Annotated in this window: 13 protein-coding genes; 8 read left to right on the top strand and 5 right to left on the bottom strand. The window is 63.8% G+C overall.

What is annotated here, in order from left to right:
- Positions 1-514 precede the first annotated feature (514 nt).
- The 3 genes from AC19YT_RS18020 to AC19YT_RS18030 all read right to left on the bottom strand — a co-directional run bounded on the left by AC19YT_RS18020 (position 515) and on the right by AC19YT_RS18030 (position 2,827).
- Positions 515-1,414 carry a hydroxymethylglutaryl-CoA lyase gene (locus tag AC19YT_RS18020; RefSeq protein WP_095109995.1) on the bottom strand — a complete coding sequence of 300 codons (900 nt, stop codon included), beginning with the start codon at positions 1,412-1,414 and terminating at the stop codon, positions 515-517.
- Positions 1,411-1,815 (bottom strand): MerR family transcriptional regulator, encoded by a 405-nt coding sequence (locus tag AC19YT_RS18025; RefSeq protein ID WP_095109994.1) that lies wholly within the window; start codon positions 1,813-1,815, stop codon positions 1,411-1,413. Before AC19YT_RS18025 ends, AC19YT_RS18020 begins: the two co-directional genes overlap by 4 nt.
- Before the next feature lie 82 nt (positions 1,816-1,897).
- Complete coding sequence (locus AC19YT_RS18030) at positions 1,898-2,827, bottom strand: LysR family transcriptional regulator (RefSeq protein ID WP_500610746.1); 930 nt, start codon at positions 2,825-2,827, stop codon at positions 1,898-1,900.
- 151 nt (positions 2,828-2,978) lie between these two features.
- On the opposite strand from AC19YT_RS18030, the gene AC19YT_RS18035 reads away from it, so the two are divergent.
- Positions 2,979-4,208 carry an acyl-CoA dehydrogenase gene (locus tag AC19YT_RS18035; RefSeq protein ID WP_095109992.1) on the top strand — a complete coding sequence of 410 codons (1,230 nt, stop codon included), beginning with the start codon at positions 2,979-2,981 and terminating at the stop codon, positions 4,206-4,208.
- A gap of 256 nt (positions 4,209-4,464) precedes the next feature.
- On the opposite strand, the gene AC19YT_RS18040 is transcribed toward AC19YT_RS18035, so the two are convergent.
- The gene (locus AC19YT_RS18040) at positions 4,465-5,802 is read right to left on the bottom strand and encodes a substrate-binding domain-containing protein (RefSeq protein WP_095109991.1); all 1,338 of its coding nucleotides are present in this window, start codon (positions 5,800-5,802) and stop codon (positions 4,465-4,467) included.
- 79 nt (positions 5,803-5,881) lie between these two features.
- Positions 5,882-6,694, bottom strand: coding sequence for an exodeoxyribonuclease III (gene xthA / locus AC19YT_RS18045; protein ID WP_500610747.1), 813 nt, complete (start codon positions 6,692-6,694; stop codon positions 5,882-5,884).
- A gap of 261 nt (positions 6,695-6,955) precedes the next feature.
- On the opposite strand from xthA, the gene AC19YT_RS18050 reads away from it, so the two are divergent.
- From AC19YT_RS18050 to AC19YT_RS18080, 7 genes are all read left to right on the top strand, one after another.
- Positions 6,956-7,606, top strand: a complete 651-nt coding sequence (locus tag AC19YT_RS18050; RefSeq protein ID WP_500610748.1) for a GNAT family N-acetyltransferase — start codon at positions 6,956-6,958, stop codon at positions 7,604-7,606.
- Positions 7,607-7,672: 66 nt separating this feature from the next.
- The gene (locus tag AC19YT_RS18055; protein ID WP_500610749.1) at positions 7,673-9,400 is read left to right on the top strand and encodes an autotransporter assembly complex protein TamA; all 1,728 of its coding nucleotides are present in this window, start codon (positions 7,673-7,675) and stop codon (positions 9,398-9,400) included.
- Positions 9,397-13,071 (top strand): translocation/assembly module TamB domain-containing protein, encoded by a 3,675-nt coding sequence (locus AC19YT_RS18060; protein WP_500610750.1) that lies wholly within the window; start codon positions 9,397-9,399, stop codon positions 13,069-13,071. The genes AC19YT_RS18055 and AC19YT_RS18060 overlap by 4 nt, the downstream gene beginning before the upstream one ends.
- A gap of 300 nt (positions 13,072-13,371) precedes the next feature.
- Entirely contained in the window at positions 13,372-13,842 is a 471-nt protein-coding gene (locus AC19YT_RS18065; protein ID WP_095109986.1) for a MarR family winged helix-turn-helix transcriptional regulator, read from the top strand.
- Positions 13,843-15,303, top strand: coding sequence for an efflux transporter outer membrane subunit (locus AC19YT_RS18070; protein WP_500610751.1), 1,461 nt, complete (start codon positions 13,843-13,845; stop codon positions 15,301-15,303).
- Positions 15,304-15,326: 23 nt separating this feature from the next.
- A complete protein-coding gene (locus AC19YT_RS18075; protein WP_095109984.1) occupies positions 15,327-16,523 on the top strand; it encodes an HlyD family secretion protein in 1,197 nt (398 codons plus the stop codon).
- Between the two features lie 56 nt (positions 16,524-16,579).
- Entirely contained in the window at positions 16,580-18,109 is a 1,530-nt protein-coding gene (locus tag AC19YT_RS18080; protein WP_095109983.1) for a DHA2 family efflux MFS transporter permease subunit, read from the top strand.
- The last annotated feature ends 327 nt before the right edge of the window (positions 18,110-18,436 follow it).

Consider the following 18,436-nt stretch of genomic DNA (forward strand, 5'->3'; position numbering starts at 1 on the left):
GTGCTCTTTTTTATTATTGAGGGGCGGTCTGTTGTTGTTATTGGCAACCGTTGCCCTTGTTGCTGTTTTGGGCGACCCCCATCCGGGGTCAAGAGCAAACGTATTTTTTTGAGCGCTGATCTGCTTTTTCGTTGAACGAACCAACCAGTTCGGGAGCTACCTGAGGGTAGTTTTATTGTTCTCTGCCCGGTTGCGGGTCGCTGCGAGCAGCCCCCTGAAAGCACACCTTCTCCAAAAAAATCTGTTAGCTGCGTCTCTGCCGTGTTGTTTTTGTTATGTCAGAGTCGTTACGTCTTATTTTTATTAGGTTTGCCGCTTTTTTTATTTTTGTTGTGCGATAGAGATAGCAGAACCCGTGCCAACTTTTTAAAAGCCTTTTAAATCAATGGCTTGGGTTTTTTGTCGGAAAAAACGTTCAGCTTTTTTTGAGGGTGGTGTTTCCGTGTTACTCGCTTGCGCCCCGCGTAAGCGGGGGCGGTAACACTTGGACATGGGTTGGGCGGGGTGTGCGGGCCTACACCGCGCTACGGGCCTTGGCCACCCGCGAACCGGTGGGGCGCCCCAGTACTGTGCAAATCTGCTGGCCGGCCACCAGCAAACGCTCCAAGTCCACGCCCGTTTCGATCCCCAAGCCATTGAGCAGGTACAGCACGTCTTCCGTGGCCACGTTGCCGCTGGCGCCCTTGGCGTACGGGCAGCCGCCGAGGCCGGCGATGGAGCTGTCGAACACCGCGATGCCTTCGAGCAGGCTGGCGTAGAGGTTGGCCATGGCCTGGCCGTAGGTGTCGTGGAAGTGCCCGGCCAACTTGTCGCGCGGGACCTGGGCGCCGACCACGTCGAACATCCGTCGTGTGGCCCCTGCGGTGCCGGTGCCGATGGTGTCGCCCAGGGACACTTCATAGCAGCCCATGGCGTACAACTCGCGGGCCACCAGCGCCACTTGCTCGGGGGCGACGTCGCCCTCGTAAGGGCAGCCCAGCACGCAGGACACATAGCCGCGCACGCGGATGCCCTGGCGCTTGGCGGCGTCCATGATGGGCGCGAAGCGTGCCAGGCTGTCGCTGATGGAGCAGTTGATATTGCGCTGGGAGAACGACTCGGAGGCCGCGGCGAACACCGCCACTTCCTTGACCCCGGCCGCCACCGCATCTTCAAAGCCGCGCAGGTTCGGCGCCAGGGCGGCATAGGTAACGCCCGGTTGGCGGCGGATCTGTGCAAACACCTCGGCCGAGCCGGCCATTTGCGGCACCCACTTGGGCGAGACGAAACTGCCCACTTCTATATAGCCAAGCCCGGCGTCACTCAGGGCGTCCACCAGGCGCACCTTGTCGGCGACGCTGATGGGCTGGGCTTCGTTCTGCAAACCGTCGCGCGGGCCGACTTCGACCAGGCGTACCTGTTGGGGCAAGGTCATGGCTGCACCTCTTGCTGGTTCTTGAGGGTTTGTTCCAGGGCCTGGGTACAGCGCTCTTCGGCGGTGTCCAGTTCCAATTTCATCTGTTCGATGTCGAGCATCTGTTGCTCCAGTTGCTCGCGGCGTTCGGTGATCTTGGCCAGCATGCTGTGCAGCTGCTTGGTGTTACCGCCGCTGGGGTCGTAGAGCTCGATCAGCTCGCGGCACTCGGCCAGGGAAAAGCCGATGCGCTTGCCCCGCAAAATCAGCTTGAGGCTGACTTTGTCGCGGGGCGAGTAAATGCGCTCCTGGCCACGGCGCTCGGGGGCGAGTAGGCCTTGTTCTTCATAGAAGCGGATGGCGCGGGTGGTGATGTCGAGCTCGCGGGCGAGGTCGGAGATGCTGTACGTCTGGCTGCTCATGGGCACGCTCTGGGAAAAAACCTGCGGCTAAGCTAATTCGCGGTTGACGTATACGTCAAGCCTGCCTGCAACAGCTAAAGGCTCAAGCTTTATCGAGTTTCTTTTCATGGGCGGTGACTTGCTGGCACAACTCGATCATCTGTTCGCGCATCCAGCGGTTGGCCGGGTCCTGGTCGGTGCTTTCGTGCCAGTAGAGGTGGGTTTCCACCGCTGGCACGTCATTGATCGGCAGGCTGAACGAATGCAGGTCGTGGCGGCGGGCGAAGCGCTCGGGCACGGTCATGACCATGTCGGTCTGGTGCAGCACCTGGGAGGCCATCAGGTAATGCTGGGAGCGCAGGGCGATCTTGCGCTGGATGCCCATTTTGCCCAGCGCCAGGTCAACATGGCCCAAGCCGTTGCGGCGGCTGGAGATGTGTACGTGGGTCAGGGACAGGTAGTCATCGAGGGTGAACTTTTCCTTGGCCGCCAGTGCATGGCCCTTGCGCATGGCGCACACGTAGCGGTCTTCCATCAGCTTGACGTGGCGCACCTGGGGGTCGGTGTTGAGCGGCGCATCCACGGCGAAATCCAGGCGCCCGGCAGCCAGTTCCTTGGTGGTTTCGCGGCGCTTGGACAAAAAACTCTCGATGATGACGGTCGGCGCCAGGCGCCGCAGGCGTTGGAACAGCGGCGGCAGGATCACCGCCTCGGTGAGGTCGGTCATGCTGATGCGGTAGGTCTTGGCGGCCTGCAAGGGGTTGAAGATGCGGCTTTCCTGCACCGACACCCGCAGCAGCGACAGTGCGTTGCGCACCGGGCCGATGATGTTCTGCGCCATGGGTGTGGGCACCATGCCTTGGGCGGTACGCACGAACAACGGGTCGTTGAAGGTTTCGCGCAAACGCGCCAGGGCGTTGGACACCGCAGGCTGGGTGATGCCAACGATCTGCCCGGCGCGGGTGAGGTTGGCTTCGGTGTAGATCGCGTCGAAGACGATGAAAAGGTTGAGGTCGACCTTGCTCAGATTCATTGCGCTGCACTCTTATTTTTAGGATTCAATCAACCGACTATATATCGGTGATGAATGTTAATACACGCCGAGAATAGGTTAGGTAAATTTTCGTAGCTGCCCTAGCATCGATTTCATGACCTCAACACCACCCTTGAAAAGGTAGCCGCCCATGGATTTTTCTTACTCCCCCAAGGTTCAGGAACTGCGTGAGCGCGTTACCGCGTTCATGGACGCCTATGTTTACCCCGCCGAGGCGGTGTTTGAGCGCCAGGTGGCCGAAGGCGACCGCTGGCAGCCGACGGCAATCATGGAAGAACTCAAGCTCAAGGCCAAGGCCGAAGGCCTGTGGAACCTGTTCTTGCCCGAGTCGGACCGGGGCGCTGGCCTGACCAACCTTGAGTACGCGCCGCTGGCGGAAATCATGGGCCGCTCCCTGCTGGGCCCGGAGCCGTTCAACTGCTCGGCGCCGGACACCGGCAACATGGAAGTGTTGGTGCGCTACGCCAACGAAGAACAGAAGCAGCGCTGGCTCGAACCTTTGCTGCGCGGTGAAATCCGCTCGGCCTTCGCCATGACCGAACCGGACGTGGCGTCTTCGGATGCCACCAACATGGCCGCCCGCGCCGTGCGCGATGGCGACGAGTGGGTCATCAACGGCAAAAAATGGTGGACCTCGGGCGCGTGCGACCCGCGCTGCAAGATCATGATTTTCATGGGCCTGAGTAACCCGGACGCGCCGCGCCACCAGCAGCACTCGATGATCCTCGTGCCGGTGGACGCCCCCGGGGTGAAAATTGTCCGCCCGCTGCCGGTGTTCGGCTACGACGACGCGCCCCACGGCCACGCCGAGGTGCTGTTCGACAACGTGCGGGTGCCTTACGAGAACGTGCTGCTGGGCGAGGGCCGGGGCTTTGAAATTGCCCAGGGGCGCCTGGGCCCGGGCCGTATCCACCACTGCATGCGCTCCATCGGCATGGCCGAACGGGCCCTGGAATTGATGTGCAAGCGTGCGGTTAGCCGCACCGCGTTCGGCAAGCCGTTGGCCCGCCTGGGCGGCAATATCGACAAGATCGCCGACTCGCGGATGGAGATCGACATGGCCCGCCTCTTGACCCTCAAGGCGGCGTACATGATGGACACCGTGGGCAACAAAGTGGCGAAAAGCGAAATCGCCCAAATCAAAGTCGTGGCGCCCAACGTGGCCCTGAAAGTGATCGACCGCGCCATCCAGATCCACGGTGGCGCCGGGGTGTCCAATGACTTCCCGCTGGCCTACATGTACGCCATGCAACGCACCCTGCGCCTGGCCGACGGCCCGGACGAAGTGCACCGCGCCGCCATCGGCAAGTTCGAGATCGGCAAGTATGTGCCGCGGGATATGCTGCGTAGCGGGCAGTAAACCTGGGCAGGCCCGCCGCCATCGCGAGCAGGCTCGCTCCCACAGGGGAAAAATGAAAATCCCCTCCACGCCACCGTTCAACTGTGGGAGCGGGCCGGGCGGTGCGCCGCTCGCCTGCGATGGCGGCATGACTGCTGGTAAATGTGCCGGCTGTACTGGCCTCATCGCGGGCAGGGCCTGTTTCACAGGGGTTGAACCCTTGTGGGAGCGAGGCTGCTCGCGATAGCGCCTACCCAGGCACTACACAATCAGCCCTTCAGTCAACCCACACCTCCACTCGCCGATTCTTGATCCGCCCCTCATCCACGTCATTGGCCGCCACCGGCATTTGTGCGCCCATGCCGCGCACGTCGCGCAGTACCACGGCGTTTTTCACCAGCTCCCGGCGCACCGCCATGGCCCGCAGTTTCGACAACAGGGCGGCTCGCTGGGGGTCGTCCTTGGCGTCGCCAAACCCCACCAATGTCACGCGCCGGTCCAGCAGGTCGTGGGCCTTGAGGTAGTCGAGCACCCGGCCCAGGTCTTGGCGCGCCTTGTTGTCCAGGCTGGCGCTGCCTTCTTCGAAGCGAAAATTCACCGTCAGGCGTTTGCCCTGACGGCTCAGGCGTTGATAGTCCGCGGGCATTTGCGCACTCGGGGCAACGCGGATGGCTTGCACGGTCTGCGCGATAAAGCCGTTGGCGGCGACGATAGCCTGGCCCTTGGCACTTTGCGCAAACTTCACCAGGGCCCGGGCCCAGGGCGATGGAGCGTTCGGCGGCAGGTAAAAAAACAGCCGCCGCGACAGCGGATAGTCTTCGGTGGCGATCAGGCTGTTGCCGGGCAGCATGGGCTGCGAGGCGCCGTCGGCAATCGCCAGGGGCTTGGCCTGGCGGATGTAGGGCAGGCCGATAAAGCCAATGGCCCGAGGGTCGAGGCTGACCGCGTCGGACAATTGTTCACTGGATTCAAAGCGCTTGGCCGAGGCCAGCAAGGGCTTGGCGCGGCGGCTCAGCACCAGCTCTTTAAAGGTGTCGTAGGTGCCGGACTGGTCATCCCGGGCGTACAGGGTGATGGGCCCGCCGACGCCACCCAGGGCTTCCCAGGAGGTGATTTCGCCGTTGAACACCTGGGCCAGTTGCTCGGTGGTCAGTTGGCTGACCGGGTTTTGCGGGTGCAGGATGATCGCCAGGCCATCGATGGCGATCACCTGCTCGGCGCCCGGGCTCTTCAGGTCGCCCAGAGGTTGCAGCGCCTGGCGTTCGCTGTCCTTGATCGGGCGCGATGCGGCGGCCAGGTCGGCGCTGGCGTTCTTCAGGGCGGTGAACCCAGTGCTCGAACCGTGGGCGGCGACGTCCACGATCACCTGTTGGCCCTGGGCGGTCTGGCCGACCAGGCGTTGTTCGTTGCTGATGCCGGTGACTTCGCGGCGGATATTGAGCACACCCTGCTCTTGCAGCAGCCCCTGCACCAGCGCCGGGCCGAGCGTGGCGCCGATGGTGTTGGAGCCCTGGATGCGCAAAGCCGGGCCGTGGGCGGGGAGGGGTAGCGGGGTGGCACTGGCCGGTGCGGCCAACAGCGCGCACAACCATAGCGGGAACAGAGCGCGCAGCATGGCCGGCACCTTCTAAGACCAAAGGAAGTGCCGGGAGATTAAGTCAGCCAGGTTGCATAAATATGACGGCGTGCGGGCCTCAACTCAGTTCCAGCCAGATCGGCGCGTGGTCGGAAGGTTTCTCCATGGCCCGCAGGTCGTAGTCCACACCGGCGTCCTTGATCCGCGGCAGCAGGGCCTGGGAGGTGAGGATCAGGTCGATGCGCAGGCCGCGCTTGGGTTCATCCTCAAAGCCGCGGCTGCGGTAGTCGAACCAACTGAAGCGGTCGGCTACGTCGGGGTTGAGGTGGCGGAAGCTGTCCACCAAGCCCCAGTTCTTGAGGCGTTCCATCCACTCGCGTTCTTCGGGCAGGAAGCTGCATTTGCCGGTTTTCAGCCAGCGCTTCATGTTGTCCGGGCCGATGCCGATGTCGCAGTCCTGGGGCGAGATGTTCACGTCGCCCATCACCACCAAGGCCTGGTCGTTTCTGAAGCGGCTTTCCAGCAGGTGCTGCAAGTCGCTGTAGAAACGCTGCTTGGCGGGAAACTTGGTGGGGTGGTCGCGGCTTTCGCCCTGGGGGAAATAGCCGTTCATGATGGTTACCGGTTGGTCGTGTTCGTCGGCGAAGGTGCCCCAAATGAAGCGGCGCTGGGCGTCTTCGTCATCCGTGTCGAAGCCCTTGTGCAGCGCCAGGGGTTCTTGGCGCGAGAGCAGGGCGACGCCGTAATGGCCTTTTTGCCCGTGGTAGTAGACGTGGTAACCCAGGGCCTGCACCTCGGCCAGGGGGAACTGGTCGTCGTGGACTTTGGTTTCCTGCAGGCCGATGACGTCCGGTTGGTGTTTCTCGATCAGCGCCGCCAACTGATGGGGCCGGGCGCGCAGGCCGTTGATGTTGAACGAGACAATCTTCATGGGCGGCAGTCCTGGAAAAAACAGCGATGCTAGCCGACAAGCACCATAGGGGCCAGCGTGGCGCCATCAGGGAACGGCTGCTAGGGTTCCTCTGTGCCGCTGCAACGGTGGTGCGCCTAACACCGTCATTACGACCGCTACGCAGCCGAGCGCGGGCAAGCCCGCTTTCTACACACAAGCAAGGGAACGAGTGACCCGCGCGCAGGTTCGTACCAATAAGAAGCCGGCCCCTTCGAGCCGGCCCAGGGGAGTTCCACCGTCATGCCAGACACTTCAACCGCCATCGCCCAGATCCACATGCTCGACAGCGGCTATTCGCGCGAAGCCCGCTCGCTGCTGTACCACGCCTACCGTCACGAACCGACCTTCGCCTTTCTGTTCGAGGCTGAGCGCCCCGGTTATGAACAACGGGTGCGGGCCACGGTGCGCGAGTTGGTCAAACAGCATTTTCTCCAGGACCTGCCGGCCATTGGCCTGCTGGTCAATGATCGTCTGGTGGGCATCGCCCTGATCGCGCCGCCGCAACGGCGCCTGGGGATCACCGAGAGCTGGGCGTGGCGCCTGCGCATGGTGCTCAGCACCGGTTTTCGCTGCACCCGGCGTTACCTGGATTACCACGCGGCGGTCTTGGCCTGTGTGCCCACCGATGCGGTGCACATGCTGCCGCTGCTGGGCATCCACCCGCAGTTCCAGGGCAATCACTTTGGCGAACAACTGCTTGAAGCGGTGCACAACTGGTGCGCGGTGGACCCCAACTCCCAAGGCGTGGTGCTCGATACCGGCAACCCGCGCTACCTGGCGTTTTATCAGCACCAGGGTTACGAGGAGATCGGCGAAGTGGCGGTGGGGCCGGTGCGCGAGCATGTGTTTTTCCATGCCAACCCCCAGGCGTTACAAACAGCAACGGCTTGAGGGCCGAACTTTTTGCGCCAACCCAGGCTCTATCACGCTCCCGAGCACGTGATAGCATCCGCGCCTATGAAGTTTTCCCAACGAATCACCAGCGGTTTGCTCCTGCTGATCGCCAGTGCATCGGTGCTGGCCCAAAGCGAACTGGACGTGCGTATCAAGCCGTCCAACGACGAACTCAAGGCCAACGTTGAAGGCTATATCGGCGGCCTTGGCGAGCGTGACGAAGAGGCGTTGCTGCGCTTTAGCCGCGGTGCCGAGGAACAGGCGCGCAAAGCCGCCCAGGCCCTGGGTTTCTACCAGCCGCAGATCGAAAGCGAGGTCAAGCCCGGCAAGTCTCCACGGCTGGTGCTGCGCATCGACCCCGGTGAGCCGGTGCACCTGCGCAACGTCACCGTGCGCATCGACGGTCCGGCGGCTGCCCTCAAGGCCTTTCGCGTACCCAGGAGCGACCAGCTCAAGCCCGGCGCGGTGCTCAACCACGGCCATTACGAAGACTCCAAGCGCCTGATCCAGAACCAGGCCTCGCGCTACGGTTTTTTCAGTGGCCGCTTCACCCGCCAGGTGTTGTCCGTGGATCCCCAGGCCGGGGTGGCGGATATCGAACTGGTCTACGACAGCGGCCCACGCTATGCCTTGGGGGCTGTCAGTTTTGCCGGTGACACGCCGTTCGATGAAGAACTGCTGCACCGCATGGTGCCATTCAAGGCCGGCACGCCCTACGACTCGGAACTGATCGCCGAACTCAACCAGGCGCTGCAAGCCAGTGGCTATTTTGAAGGCGTGCGGGTAGACGCCGCGCCCGCGGCCGCCACCGCCAAAGTGATCCCGGTGGCCGTCAAGCTGCAGACCCGCAAGCCGCGCACCATGGGCCTGGGCCTGGGTTTTTCGACAGACGTCGGGCCGCGGGCCAAGGCCAACTGGACGCGTCACTGGGTCAACCCCCAGGGCCACAGCTATGGCTGGGAGGCGGAGGTCTCCCAGCCGCGGCAGAACGTCGGCCTGTGGTACGACGTGCCGTTGGACCCGCCGCTGACCGACAAGCTGCGTTTTGCCGGTGGCTATCAATATGAAGAAATGGCCGGCACCGATAGCCTGAGCAAACTGTTGACCTTGGGCCCGGAATGGCACAGCAAGCTGCCCAGCGGTTGGCAGCGGGTGGTGTCACTCAAATGGCAGCGCGAGGAATACCGTTTGGGCGATGACTCCGGGCTGAGCAACCTACTGATGCCGGGCCTGAGCTATGCCTACCTGCGCAGCGATAACCGCATCGACCCGCACAACGGCTACCGGCTGCAGTTCGATACCAAAGTGGCCAAGGAAGGGCTGGGCTCGGACAACAACTTGCTCTATGGCACGGCGTTGCTCAAAGGCCTGACCACGGTGTGGGACAACCACCGCTTCCTGGGCCGCGTGCAGTTCGGCGGCAGCGCCACCAATGGCTATAAGTCGATCCCGCCGTCGCTGCGCTTTTTTGCCGGTGGCGACCAGAGCGTGCGCGGCTACGACTACCAGAGCCTGTCGCCGAAAAACTCCGACGGCGACCGCATCGGCGGGCGCTACATGGTGGCGGCGAGTGCCGAATACCAATACGCCGTGGCCGACAAGTGGCGGGTAGCGACCTTTATCGACCAAGGCAACTCCTTCAATAAGCTCGAATTGCCCAACCTCAAGACTGGCGTCGGCGTCGGCGTGCGTTGGGTGTCGCCGGTGGGGCCGATCCGCCTCGACCTCGCCCACGCGATGGACGACGACGGCGGCATTCGCTTGCACTTTTCCATGGGGCCTGAGCTGTGAAACGTGGTGTGAAAGTAGCCGGGCTGACGACCCTGGCCCTGCTGATGGCCGTCGTGCTGGCCCTGTCATTGGTGCTGGGCACCTCCACGGGCAGCCGTTGGGCGTTGAACCGCGTTCCTGGGTTGACCCTGGAGAATTTCCAAGGGCGCCTGGGCGGCCAATGGCGCGCCGACTCTGTGGTGTGGCAGCAGGGCGATACTCGGGTGGAGCTGCGCCAGGTGCTGTTCGCCTGGGCGCCGTCATGCCTGGCGCGCCGTACCTTGTGCATCGAACAATTGCTCGCCGAACAGATCAGCCTGCAACTGGCACCCAGCACCGAGAGCAGCGCTGGCCCCCTCAGCCTGCCAGACCTGGACCTGCCCCTGGCCATCGAACTGGGCGATGTGCGCCTCGGCAGTTTGCTGCTCGATGGCAGCGAACAGCTCAAGGGCCTGCAACTGGCCGCGCACTGGCGAGGCGAAGGCTTGCAGATCGACGCCTTGCAACTGCAACGCGACGGTTTGCAACTGAGCCTGTCCGGCCAACTGCAACCCAAGGGCCAGTGGCCGCTGACAGCCCAAGGCAATCTCGACCTGCCGTATGCCCCCGGCGGCGCACCTTGGGCGGTGGCGCTGAAGATCGACGGCGATTTGCTCAAGACCCTCAACCTCGACGCCACCAGTAGTGGCTACCTGCCGGGCCACTTAAGCGGCGAGTTGCAGCCCTTGGCAGACAACCTGCCGGCGCGTTTGCGCCTCACCGCCGATGGCTTCAAGCCTGCCGCCGAGCTGCCGGACACCTTGCAACTCAATCAACTGGACCTCACCGCCAACGGTGACCTGAAAAACGGCTATCAACTGCAAGGCAAGGCCACGCTGCCTGCCGAGCAAGGCCCCGTGGCGCTGGCGCTCAATGGCAAGGTGGACGCCGACGGCGCGCAAATCGCCGCCCTCAACTTGGACGCCGGCCCCGAGCAACGCCTGAACCTGCGCGCCAACCTGGATTGGCGCGAGGGCTTTAGCGCCGACAGCACCCTCGATTGGCTGAATTTCCCCTGGCATCGCCTCTACCCGGTGATCGACGAGCCCGCTGTGGCCCTGCGCACCTTCAAGGCCAACGCCACTTACCGCGACGGTAAGTACCAGGGCCAGTTCGACGCTGCCCTCGATGGCCCGGCCGGTGCATTCAACCTGGCCAGCCCTTTTACCGGCGACCTCGGTCAGGTGGCGCTGCCCGAACTGAAATTGCTCGCCGGCCAGGGCAAGGCCCAGGGCCACCTGAACCTGCAATTCGCCGACGGCATCGCCTGGGACACCGCCCTGGAACTGGCGGCCCTCAACCCGGCGTACTGGCTTGCGGAACTGCCCGGCACCCTCGCCGGGCCATTGCGCAGCCAAGGCCAGATAAAAAACCAGCAACTACAACTCAACGCCGAGTTGGACCTCAAGGGCAAACTGCGCGGCCAGCCTGCGCTGTTCCAGGCCAAGGCCCAGGGTGCCGGCGAGCAATGGAGCCTCGCGGCCCTGGAGATTCGCCTGGGAGACAACCGCATCAGCGGCAACGCCAGCCTGCGGGAAAAACTCGCCGGGCAACTGGACATCAAGGCCCCGCGTCTGGCCCAACTCTGGCCGCAGCTGCGCGGCCAACTCAGCGGCCGCGTCGACCTGGCCGGCAGCCTCAAGGCCCCCCAGGGCCAGTTGAACCTGCAAGGCAGCCAACTGGGGCTGGCCGACAATCGCCTGCAACGCCTCAACCTCGACGCGCGCCTGGACGGCGCCCAACGGGCGGTGATCGACCTCAAGGGCAGCGGCATCCAGGCCGGCGACACCGCGCTGGGCACGCTGACCGTCAGCGGCCAGGGCACCCTCAAGCAGCAGCAACTGGCGCTCGACCTGTCCGGGCCCCAGCTCAAGCTGGCCCTGGGCCTGGACGGCAACCTGGACCAGGGCAACTGGCGCGGGCGCCTGGCCACGGGCGATATCCAGGTCGGCGGCCAGGACTGGACACTGCAAGCCCCGGCGAAGATCCAACGCCTGGCCGACGGCAAGCTGACCTTCGCCGCCCATTGCTGGACTTCCGGGGCGGCGAGCCTGTGTGGCGAAGACCAGCGGCTGATGCCCGAGCCCAAGTTGCGCTATCACCTCAAGCAGTTCCCCATCGACAGCCTGGCCCAATGGCTGCCCCAGGATTTCGCCTGGCAGGGCACGCTCAACGCCGATGTGCAACTGGACCTGCCGGCTAGCGGGCCCAAGGGCCAGATCCTGCTCGATGCCAGCGGCGGCACGTTGCGCGTCAAGGACCACGACCAGTGGCTGGACTTCCCCTACGACACGCTCAAGCTGCAAACCACCCTCAACCCCAAGCGGATCGACACCCAGTTGGACTTTCGCGGTGGCCAGCTCGGCCAGTTGCAGGTGCAGGCGCAGATCAACCCGTTGCCCAAAAGCAAACCGCTGACCGGCAGCTTCACCCTCACTGGCCTGGACCTGGCGGTAGCACGCCCCTTCGTGCCGATGGTGGAAAAACTCAGCGGCAAGCTCAACGGCAACGGCCGGGTCAGCGGCAGCCTGCTGGCGCCGCAGGTCAATGGCAGCGTCAACCTGATCGGCGGGGAAATTTCCGGCCCGCAACTGCCGGCCAGTTTCGAGGGCCTGAACATCCAGGCGCTGATCGCCGGGGAAAGCGTGCGCCTCAACGGTGCCTGGCGCAGTGGCAAGGCCGGGCAGGGCACCGTGCGTGGCCAGGTTGACTGGGGCCAGGCCCTGGCGGTGGACATCAACCTGCAAGGCAGCCAACTGCCGGTCACCGTGGAGCCCTACGCGGCCCTGGAAGTGGCGCCGGACCTGAAGATCACCCTGGTCAACGACAAACTGGCCATTGTCGGCAAGGTGCAGATCCCCAAGGGCGAGATCACCGTGCGCGAGCTGCCGCCGTCCACCGTCAAAGTCTCCGAGGACACCGTGATCGTCGGCCACCAGACCGAGGAGGGTAAGGCACCGTTGGCCATGGCGATGGACATCGACGTGGAAGTGGGCAAGGAGAAACTCAGCTTCGCCGGGTTCGGCCTGACCGCCAACCTACAAGGCCAGGTGCATATCGGCGACAACCTGGACACCCGTGGCGAACTGTGGCTCAACGACGGCCGCTACCGCGCCTACGGCCAGCGCCTGACGGTGCGCCGTGCGCGGTTGCTATTTGCCGGGCCGCTGGACCAGCCGTACCTGGACATTGAAGCGATCCGCCGGACCGATGACGTGGTCGCCGGCATCCGCCTCAGTGGCAGCGCCGAGCAACCGAACACGCAGATCTTCTCGGAACCGGCCATGAGCCAGGAGCAGGCGCTGTCCTACCTAGTGCTCGGGCGGCCCCTGAGTACCACCGGCGAAGACAACAACATGCTCGCCCAAGCGGCCCTGGGCCTGGGCTTGATGGGCAGCGCCGGGGTGACCTCGGATATTGCCAAGAGCCTGGGCATCCAGGACTTCGAGCTGGACACCCAGGGCAGCGGTAACGACACGGCGGTGGTGGCCAGCGGCAAGATCTCCGAGAAACTCAGCCTGCGCTACGGCGTGGGCGTGTTCGAGCCGGCCAACACCATTGCCTTGCGTTACCTGTTGAGCAAAAAGGTCTATGTGGAAGTAGCCAGCGGCGTCGCCAGCTCCCTGGATATCTTCTACAAACGCGACTTCTGACGGCAGGCTGGCTGCAGTTCTATAGGGGTGGGCGTGCCCGTGTGTTGGCTGTGATGGCCCTCCCGGGGCAAACCCCTGTGGGAGCGGGCTCTGCCCGCGACGAGGCCTAAATGGCCACAGCATTTCTGGTGGCTGGAATGCCGCCATCGCGGGCAAGCCCGCTCCCACGGGGCTGAGCGCTCCCCTCCACACCCTTCATCAGGTAAATACCAAGCAAGCTAATTAATGCTTGGTCATTCGCTGCCTAGGCAGTAACATCTCGACATAATTACCCTGCCACAGCAGCCAAAGGGTCGTCAGATGAAGCATTTCACCCCGGACAACTTTCAAAATTGCCACCTGGGCCTACTGCTCGGGCGCGCCGCGTTGCTCAAGGACCGCCTCCTTGACACCCACATGGAGCCCCACGGCATCACCGCCGCGCAGTTCAAGGTGCTCATCATCATGGCCCAGTTCGGTGTCGATACCCCGGCCGAGCTGTGCCGCCACCTGTCCCTGGACAGCGGTTCCATGACCCGCATGCTCGATCGCCTGGAGCAAAAAGACTTCCTCGCCCGCAAACGCTGCGAGGCTGACCGGCGCCAGGTGCAGTTGGTGCTGACTGCACAGGGCCAGGCGCTGGCCGACCGCTTGCCGCAGATCGGCGCTGAGGCGATGAACGAGTTGGCGGGGGCCTTGAGCAGCGAAGAGTTGCGCAGCCTGGAGGCGATCCTGAAGAAAATCCTGGTGGCGGCCGGTGACCCCATTACCTTGCAGCGAGTAGGTAAATAAATGAACAAGCACACCTTGCGTGCTTCCTTGAGCCTGGTGCTGCTGGCCCTGAGCCTGGCCGGCTGCGCCAGCTACAGCGGCCTGCACCCCGAAGGCGCGGCACTTGAGGCGCAGAACCTCAAGGCCGGGCAGTCGCTGAGCGGCGTAACCCTGAGCCCTGCGGCCTGGCCGAAAAGCGATTGGTGGACCAGCCTGGGCGACCCGCAACTCGATGGTCTGATCCGCGAAGCGCTGCGTGACAGCCCCGACATGCAGATCGCCAGCGCCCGCGCCCACCAGGCCAGCGCCGCTGCCTATGCCGCCAACGCCGCACGTATGCCCACCCTGGACGCCAATGGCAGTGTCAGCCGCTCGCGCCTGGCCCGCGACCAAGACCCGACGGGGCAGGGCGGCAACTACAGCACCCTGCGCAGCCTGGATTTGGGCTTCAATTACCGCTTCGACCTGTGGGGCGGCCAGCGTGCCACCTGGGAAGCGGCCCTGGGCCAGACCCGCGCCGCCGAGGTCGACCGCCAGGCCGCGCAACTGACCCTGGCCGCCGATGTGGCCCGAGCCTACAGCCACCTGGGGCAGGCCCATATCGTTCACGACTTGGCCAGCGATGACCTCAAGCGCACGCGGCAGATGCTCGACCTGAGCGAGCGGCGCCTGCGTTCGGGCATCGACAGCCAGTACCAGTACCAACAAACCGAAAGCCTGGCCGCCAGCTCCGAAGCCAGCCTGATCGACGCCCAGAAACGGCTGCAAAGCGCGCGCATCGCCCTGGCGGTGCTGCTGGGCAAAGGCCCGGATCGTGGCAACGAAATCCCCCGGCCCCAGGTCTTGCAGGCTAGCGCCGTGGCCTTGCCCTCGGTGCTGCCGGCCGAACTGCTGGGCCGGCGCCCCGATCTGGTCGCCGCGCGCTGGCGGGTGGAAGCGGCGAGCAAGAACATCGTCGCCGGCAAAACCAACTTTTACCCCAACCTCAACCTCAGCGCTGCCGCCGGCGTGCAGTCGTTGCTGGGGGACGCGATGTTCGGTTCGGCCAGCCGCTTTTTTAACGTCGCGCCGGCCGTTTCCCTGCCGATCTTCGACGGTGGCCGCTTGCGCGCCGACCTTGATGCCCGCGACGCCGACTACGACCTCGCGGTGGCGCAGTACAACAAACGCTTGGTCCAGGCCCTGGGGGACGTCAGCGACAGCCTCGCCCAGTTGGGGGACATCGGCCGGCAGATCAAGGCCCAGCAACACGCCACCGACATCGCCCAGGATTCCTACGACACCGTCGTCCAGCGCTTTGGCTCGGGCATCGGTAATTACCTGGACGTGCTCAGCATCGAGCAGCAATTGCTGCTGGCCCAACGCCAGTTGGCCAACCTCAATGGCGAGCAGATCGACCTCTCGATTCAACTGATGCAAGCGCTGGGCGGTGGGTTCGACGGCAGCGGCCCGAGCGCCGCCAGCCTGTCCCAGCCGCGCTGAGTCACTTATTCAAGGTAAACATCATGGCCAACGAACACGCTGGCACCGATCCCTCCCAGGACGGCGCCAACCCCGCAAAACGCAAATTCATGCTATTGGCCCTGGCCGCCCTCGTGCTCCTCGGCGGTGCCGGGGTGTGGGGCTGGCATGAGCTCTACGGGCGCTGGAATGAAAGCACCGACGACGCCTACGTGAACGGCAACGTGGTGGAGATCACCCCGCTGGTCACCGGCACGGTGGTCAGCATCGGCGCCGATGATGGCGACCTGGTGCACGAAGGCCAGGTGCTGATTAACTTCGACCCCAACGACGCCCAGGTCGGCCTGCAAAGCGCCCAGGCCAACCTGGCCCGCACCGTGCGCCAGGTGCGCGGCTTGTACAGCAACGTTGATGGGATGAAAGCCCAGGTCAACGCGCACAAAGCCGACGTGCAGAAGGCCCAGGACAACTTCAACCGGCGCAAGAACCTGGCGGCGGGCGGGGCGATTTCCCAGGAAGAGCTGTCCCATGCCCGCGATGACCTGACTTCGGCGCAAAACGCCCTGGCCAACGCCCAGCAGCAACTCAACACCAGCAGCGCCCTGGTGGATGACACGCAGGTGTCGTCCCACCCGGACGTGCAAGCCGCCGCCGCGCAACTGCGCCAGGCCTACCTGACCAATGCCCGCAGCACCTTGATCGCGCCGGTCACCGGTTACGTGGCCAAGCGCACCGTGCAACTGGGCCAACGCGTGCAACCGGGCACGGCGCTGATGGCGGTGATCCCGTTGGACCAACTGTGGATCGACGCCAACTTCAAGGAAACCCAACTGCGGGACATGCGCATCGGCCAACCGGTGGACATCGAAACCGATATCTACGGCAGCGACGTGAAGTACAGCGGCACCCTCGACAGCCTCGGTGCCGGCACCGGTAGCGCGTTCGCCCTGTTGCCGGCGCAGAACGCCACGGGCAACTGGATCAAGATCGTCCAGCGTGTGCCGGTGCGCATCCATATCAATGCCCAGCAACTGGCTGAGCACCCGCTGCGGGTGGGCCTCTCGACCCAGGTCAAGGTCAACCTGCATGACCAGAGTGGCCCGGTGCTGGCACAACAACCGCCGCAAAAGGCTTCGTTCAGCACGGCGGTGTACGCCCGGCAACTGGGGGAGGCCGATGCCATGATCGTGCGGCTGATCCACGACAACAGTGCCTTGCTCGGCAAGACCGCCCGGCGCTGACCTTCACGCCGCGCCCCTGGCGGGCGCGGCGCCTGCCTTGATTCCCAGGATGTGCGATGAACCACAACGCGTCTTTCACGCCGCCCAGTTTGCTGATGGCCACTATCGGCCTGTCCCTGGCGACTTTTATGCAGGTGCTCGACACCACCATTGCCAACGTCGCGTTGCCGACTATCTCGGGCAACCTGGGGGTGAGTTCGGAGCAGGGCACCTGGGTCATCACTTCGTTCGCAGTGAGCAACGCTATCGCCCTGCCGCTGACGGGTTGGCTGAGCCGGCGCTTTGGCGAGGTGAAACTGTTTTTGTGGGCCACGGTGCTGTTCGTACTGGCCTCTTTTTTGTGCGGCATCTCCACCTCGATGCCCGAGCTGATCGGCTTTCGCGTGCTGCAAGGCCTGGTGGCTGGGCCGTTGTACCCGATGACCCAGACCCTGCTGATTGCCGTCTACCCGCCGGCCAGGCGAGGCATGGCCCTGGCGCTGCTGGCGATGGTCACGGTGGTGGCGCCCATCGCCGGGCCGATCCTCGGCGGCTGGATCACTGACAGCTACAGTTGGCCGTGGATTTTCTTCATCAACGTGCCCATCGGCATTTTCGCGGTGATGGTGGTGCGCCAGCAGCTCAAGGCGCGTCCGGTGGTCACCCGCCACCAGCCCATGGACTACGTCGGTTTGCTCAGCCTGATCGTGGGCGTCGGTGCGTTGCAGATCATTCTCGACAAGGGCAATGACCTGGATTGGTTCGAGTCCAACTTCATCATTGTCGGCGCGTTGGTCTCGGTGGTGGCGCTGGCGGTGTTTGTCATCTGGGAAATGACCGACAAGCATCCGGTGGTCAATCTGCGCTTGTTCGCCCACCGTAACTTCCGCATCGGCACCCTCGTGTTAGTACTCGGTTACGCCGGGTTCTTTGGCATCAACCTGATTCTGCCGCAGTGGTTGCAGACGCAAATGGGCTACACCGCGACTTGGGCCGGGCTGGCGGTGGCGCCAATCGGCATCCTACCGGTGCTGATGTCGCCATTCGTGGGAAAGTACGCCCACAAATTCGACCTGCGCCTGCTGGCGGGCCTGGCGTTCCTGGCCATTGGCCTGAGTTGCTTTATGCGCGCCGGGTTCACCCACGAGGTGGATTTCCAGCACATCGCCCTGGTGCAGTTGTTCATGGGCATTGGCGTGGCGCTGTTCTTCATGCCGACCTTGAGCATCCTGATGTCAGACCTGCCGCCGCACCAGATCGCCGACGGCGCGGGGCTGGCCACCTTCCTACGCACCCTGGGCGGCAGCTTCGCGGCGTCGCTGACCACCTGGATCTGGATTCGCCGGGCCGACCAGCACCATGCCTACATGAGCGAAAACATGACCACCTACGACCCGGCCACGCGAGACGCCTTGCAGGCGCTCGGTGGAGCAGGGCACAAGGCTTACGCGCAACTGGACCAGATTCTCACCAGCCAGGCCTACATGATGTCTACCGTGGATTACTTCACGTTGCTGGGGTGGATGTTCATGGGGCTGATGCTGCTGGTATGGCTGGCCAAGCCGCCCTTTACGGCCAAAGCGGGGCCGGCAGCTTCCGGCCATTGAGGCTGCGATTCCTGCTCTTACAGGAGGGCGGAGTTATGTCACTAGCCAAGGGCTGGCGATCATAGCGTTCTGCAATTCTGCCGCCCGGCCGGTTTATTTTGTATTTGATTAATACGCCCTTCCTAGCGGACCAGTGATCTTGTTCACTCGCGTCCGCATCCCAAACTGCTGCACCCATCGGTGTGCACACCGTTAAATCCTGGCGGTTGCAGGATCTGAGTGCAACACGGTTATTGAATTGAAGCGGGAGCATCATGCCGCATCACCACGGCTTCTTGCATCACTTCGCCCATCACCTCGATCGGGCATTTGAAGTCGAAGCGTTTG

This window comes from Pseudomonas sp. MF08875 (genome assembly GCF_059862525.1).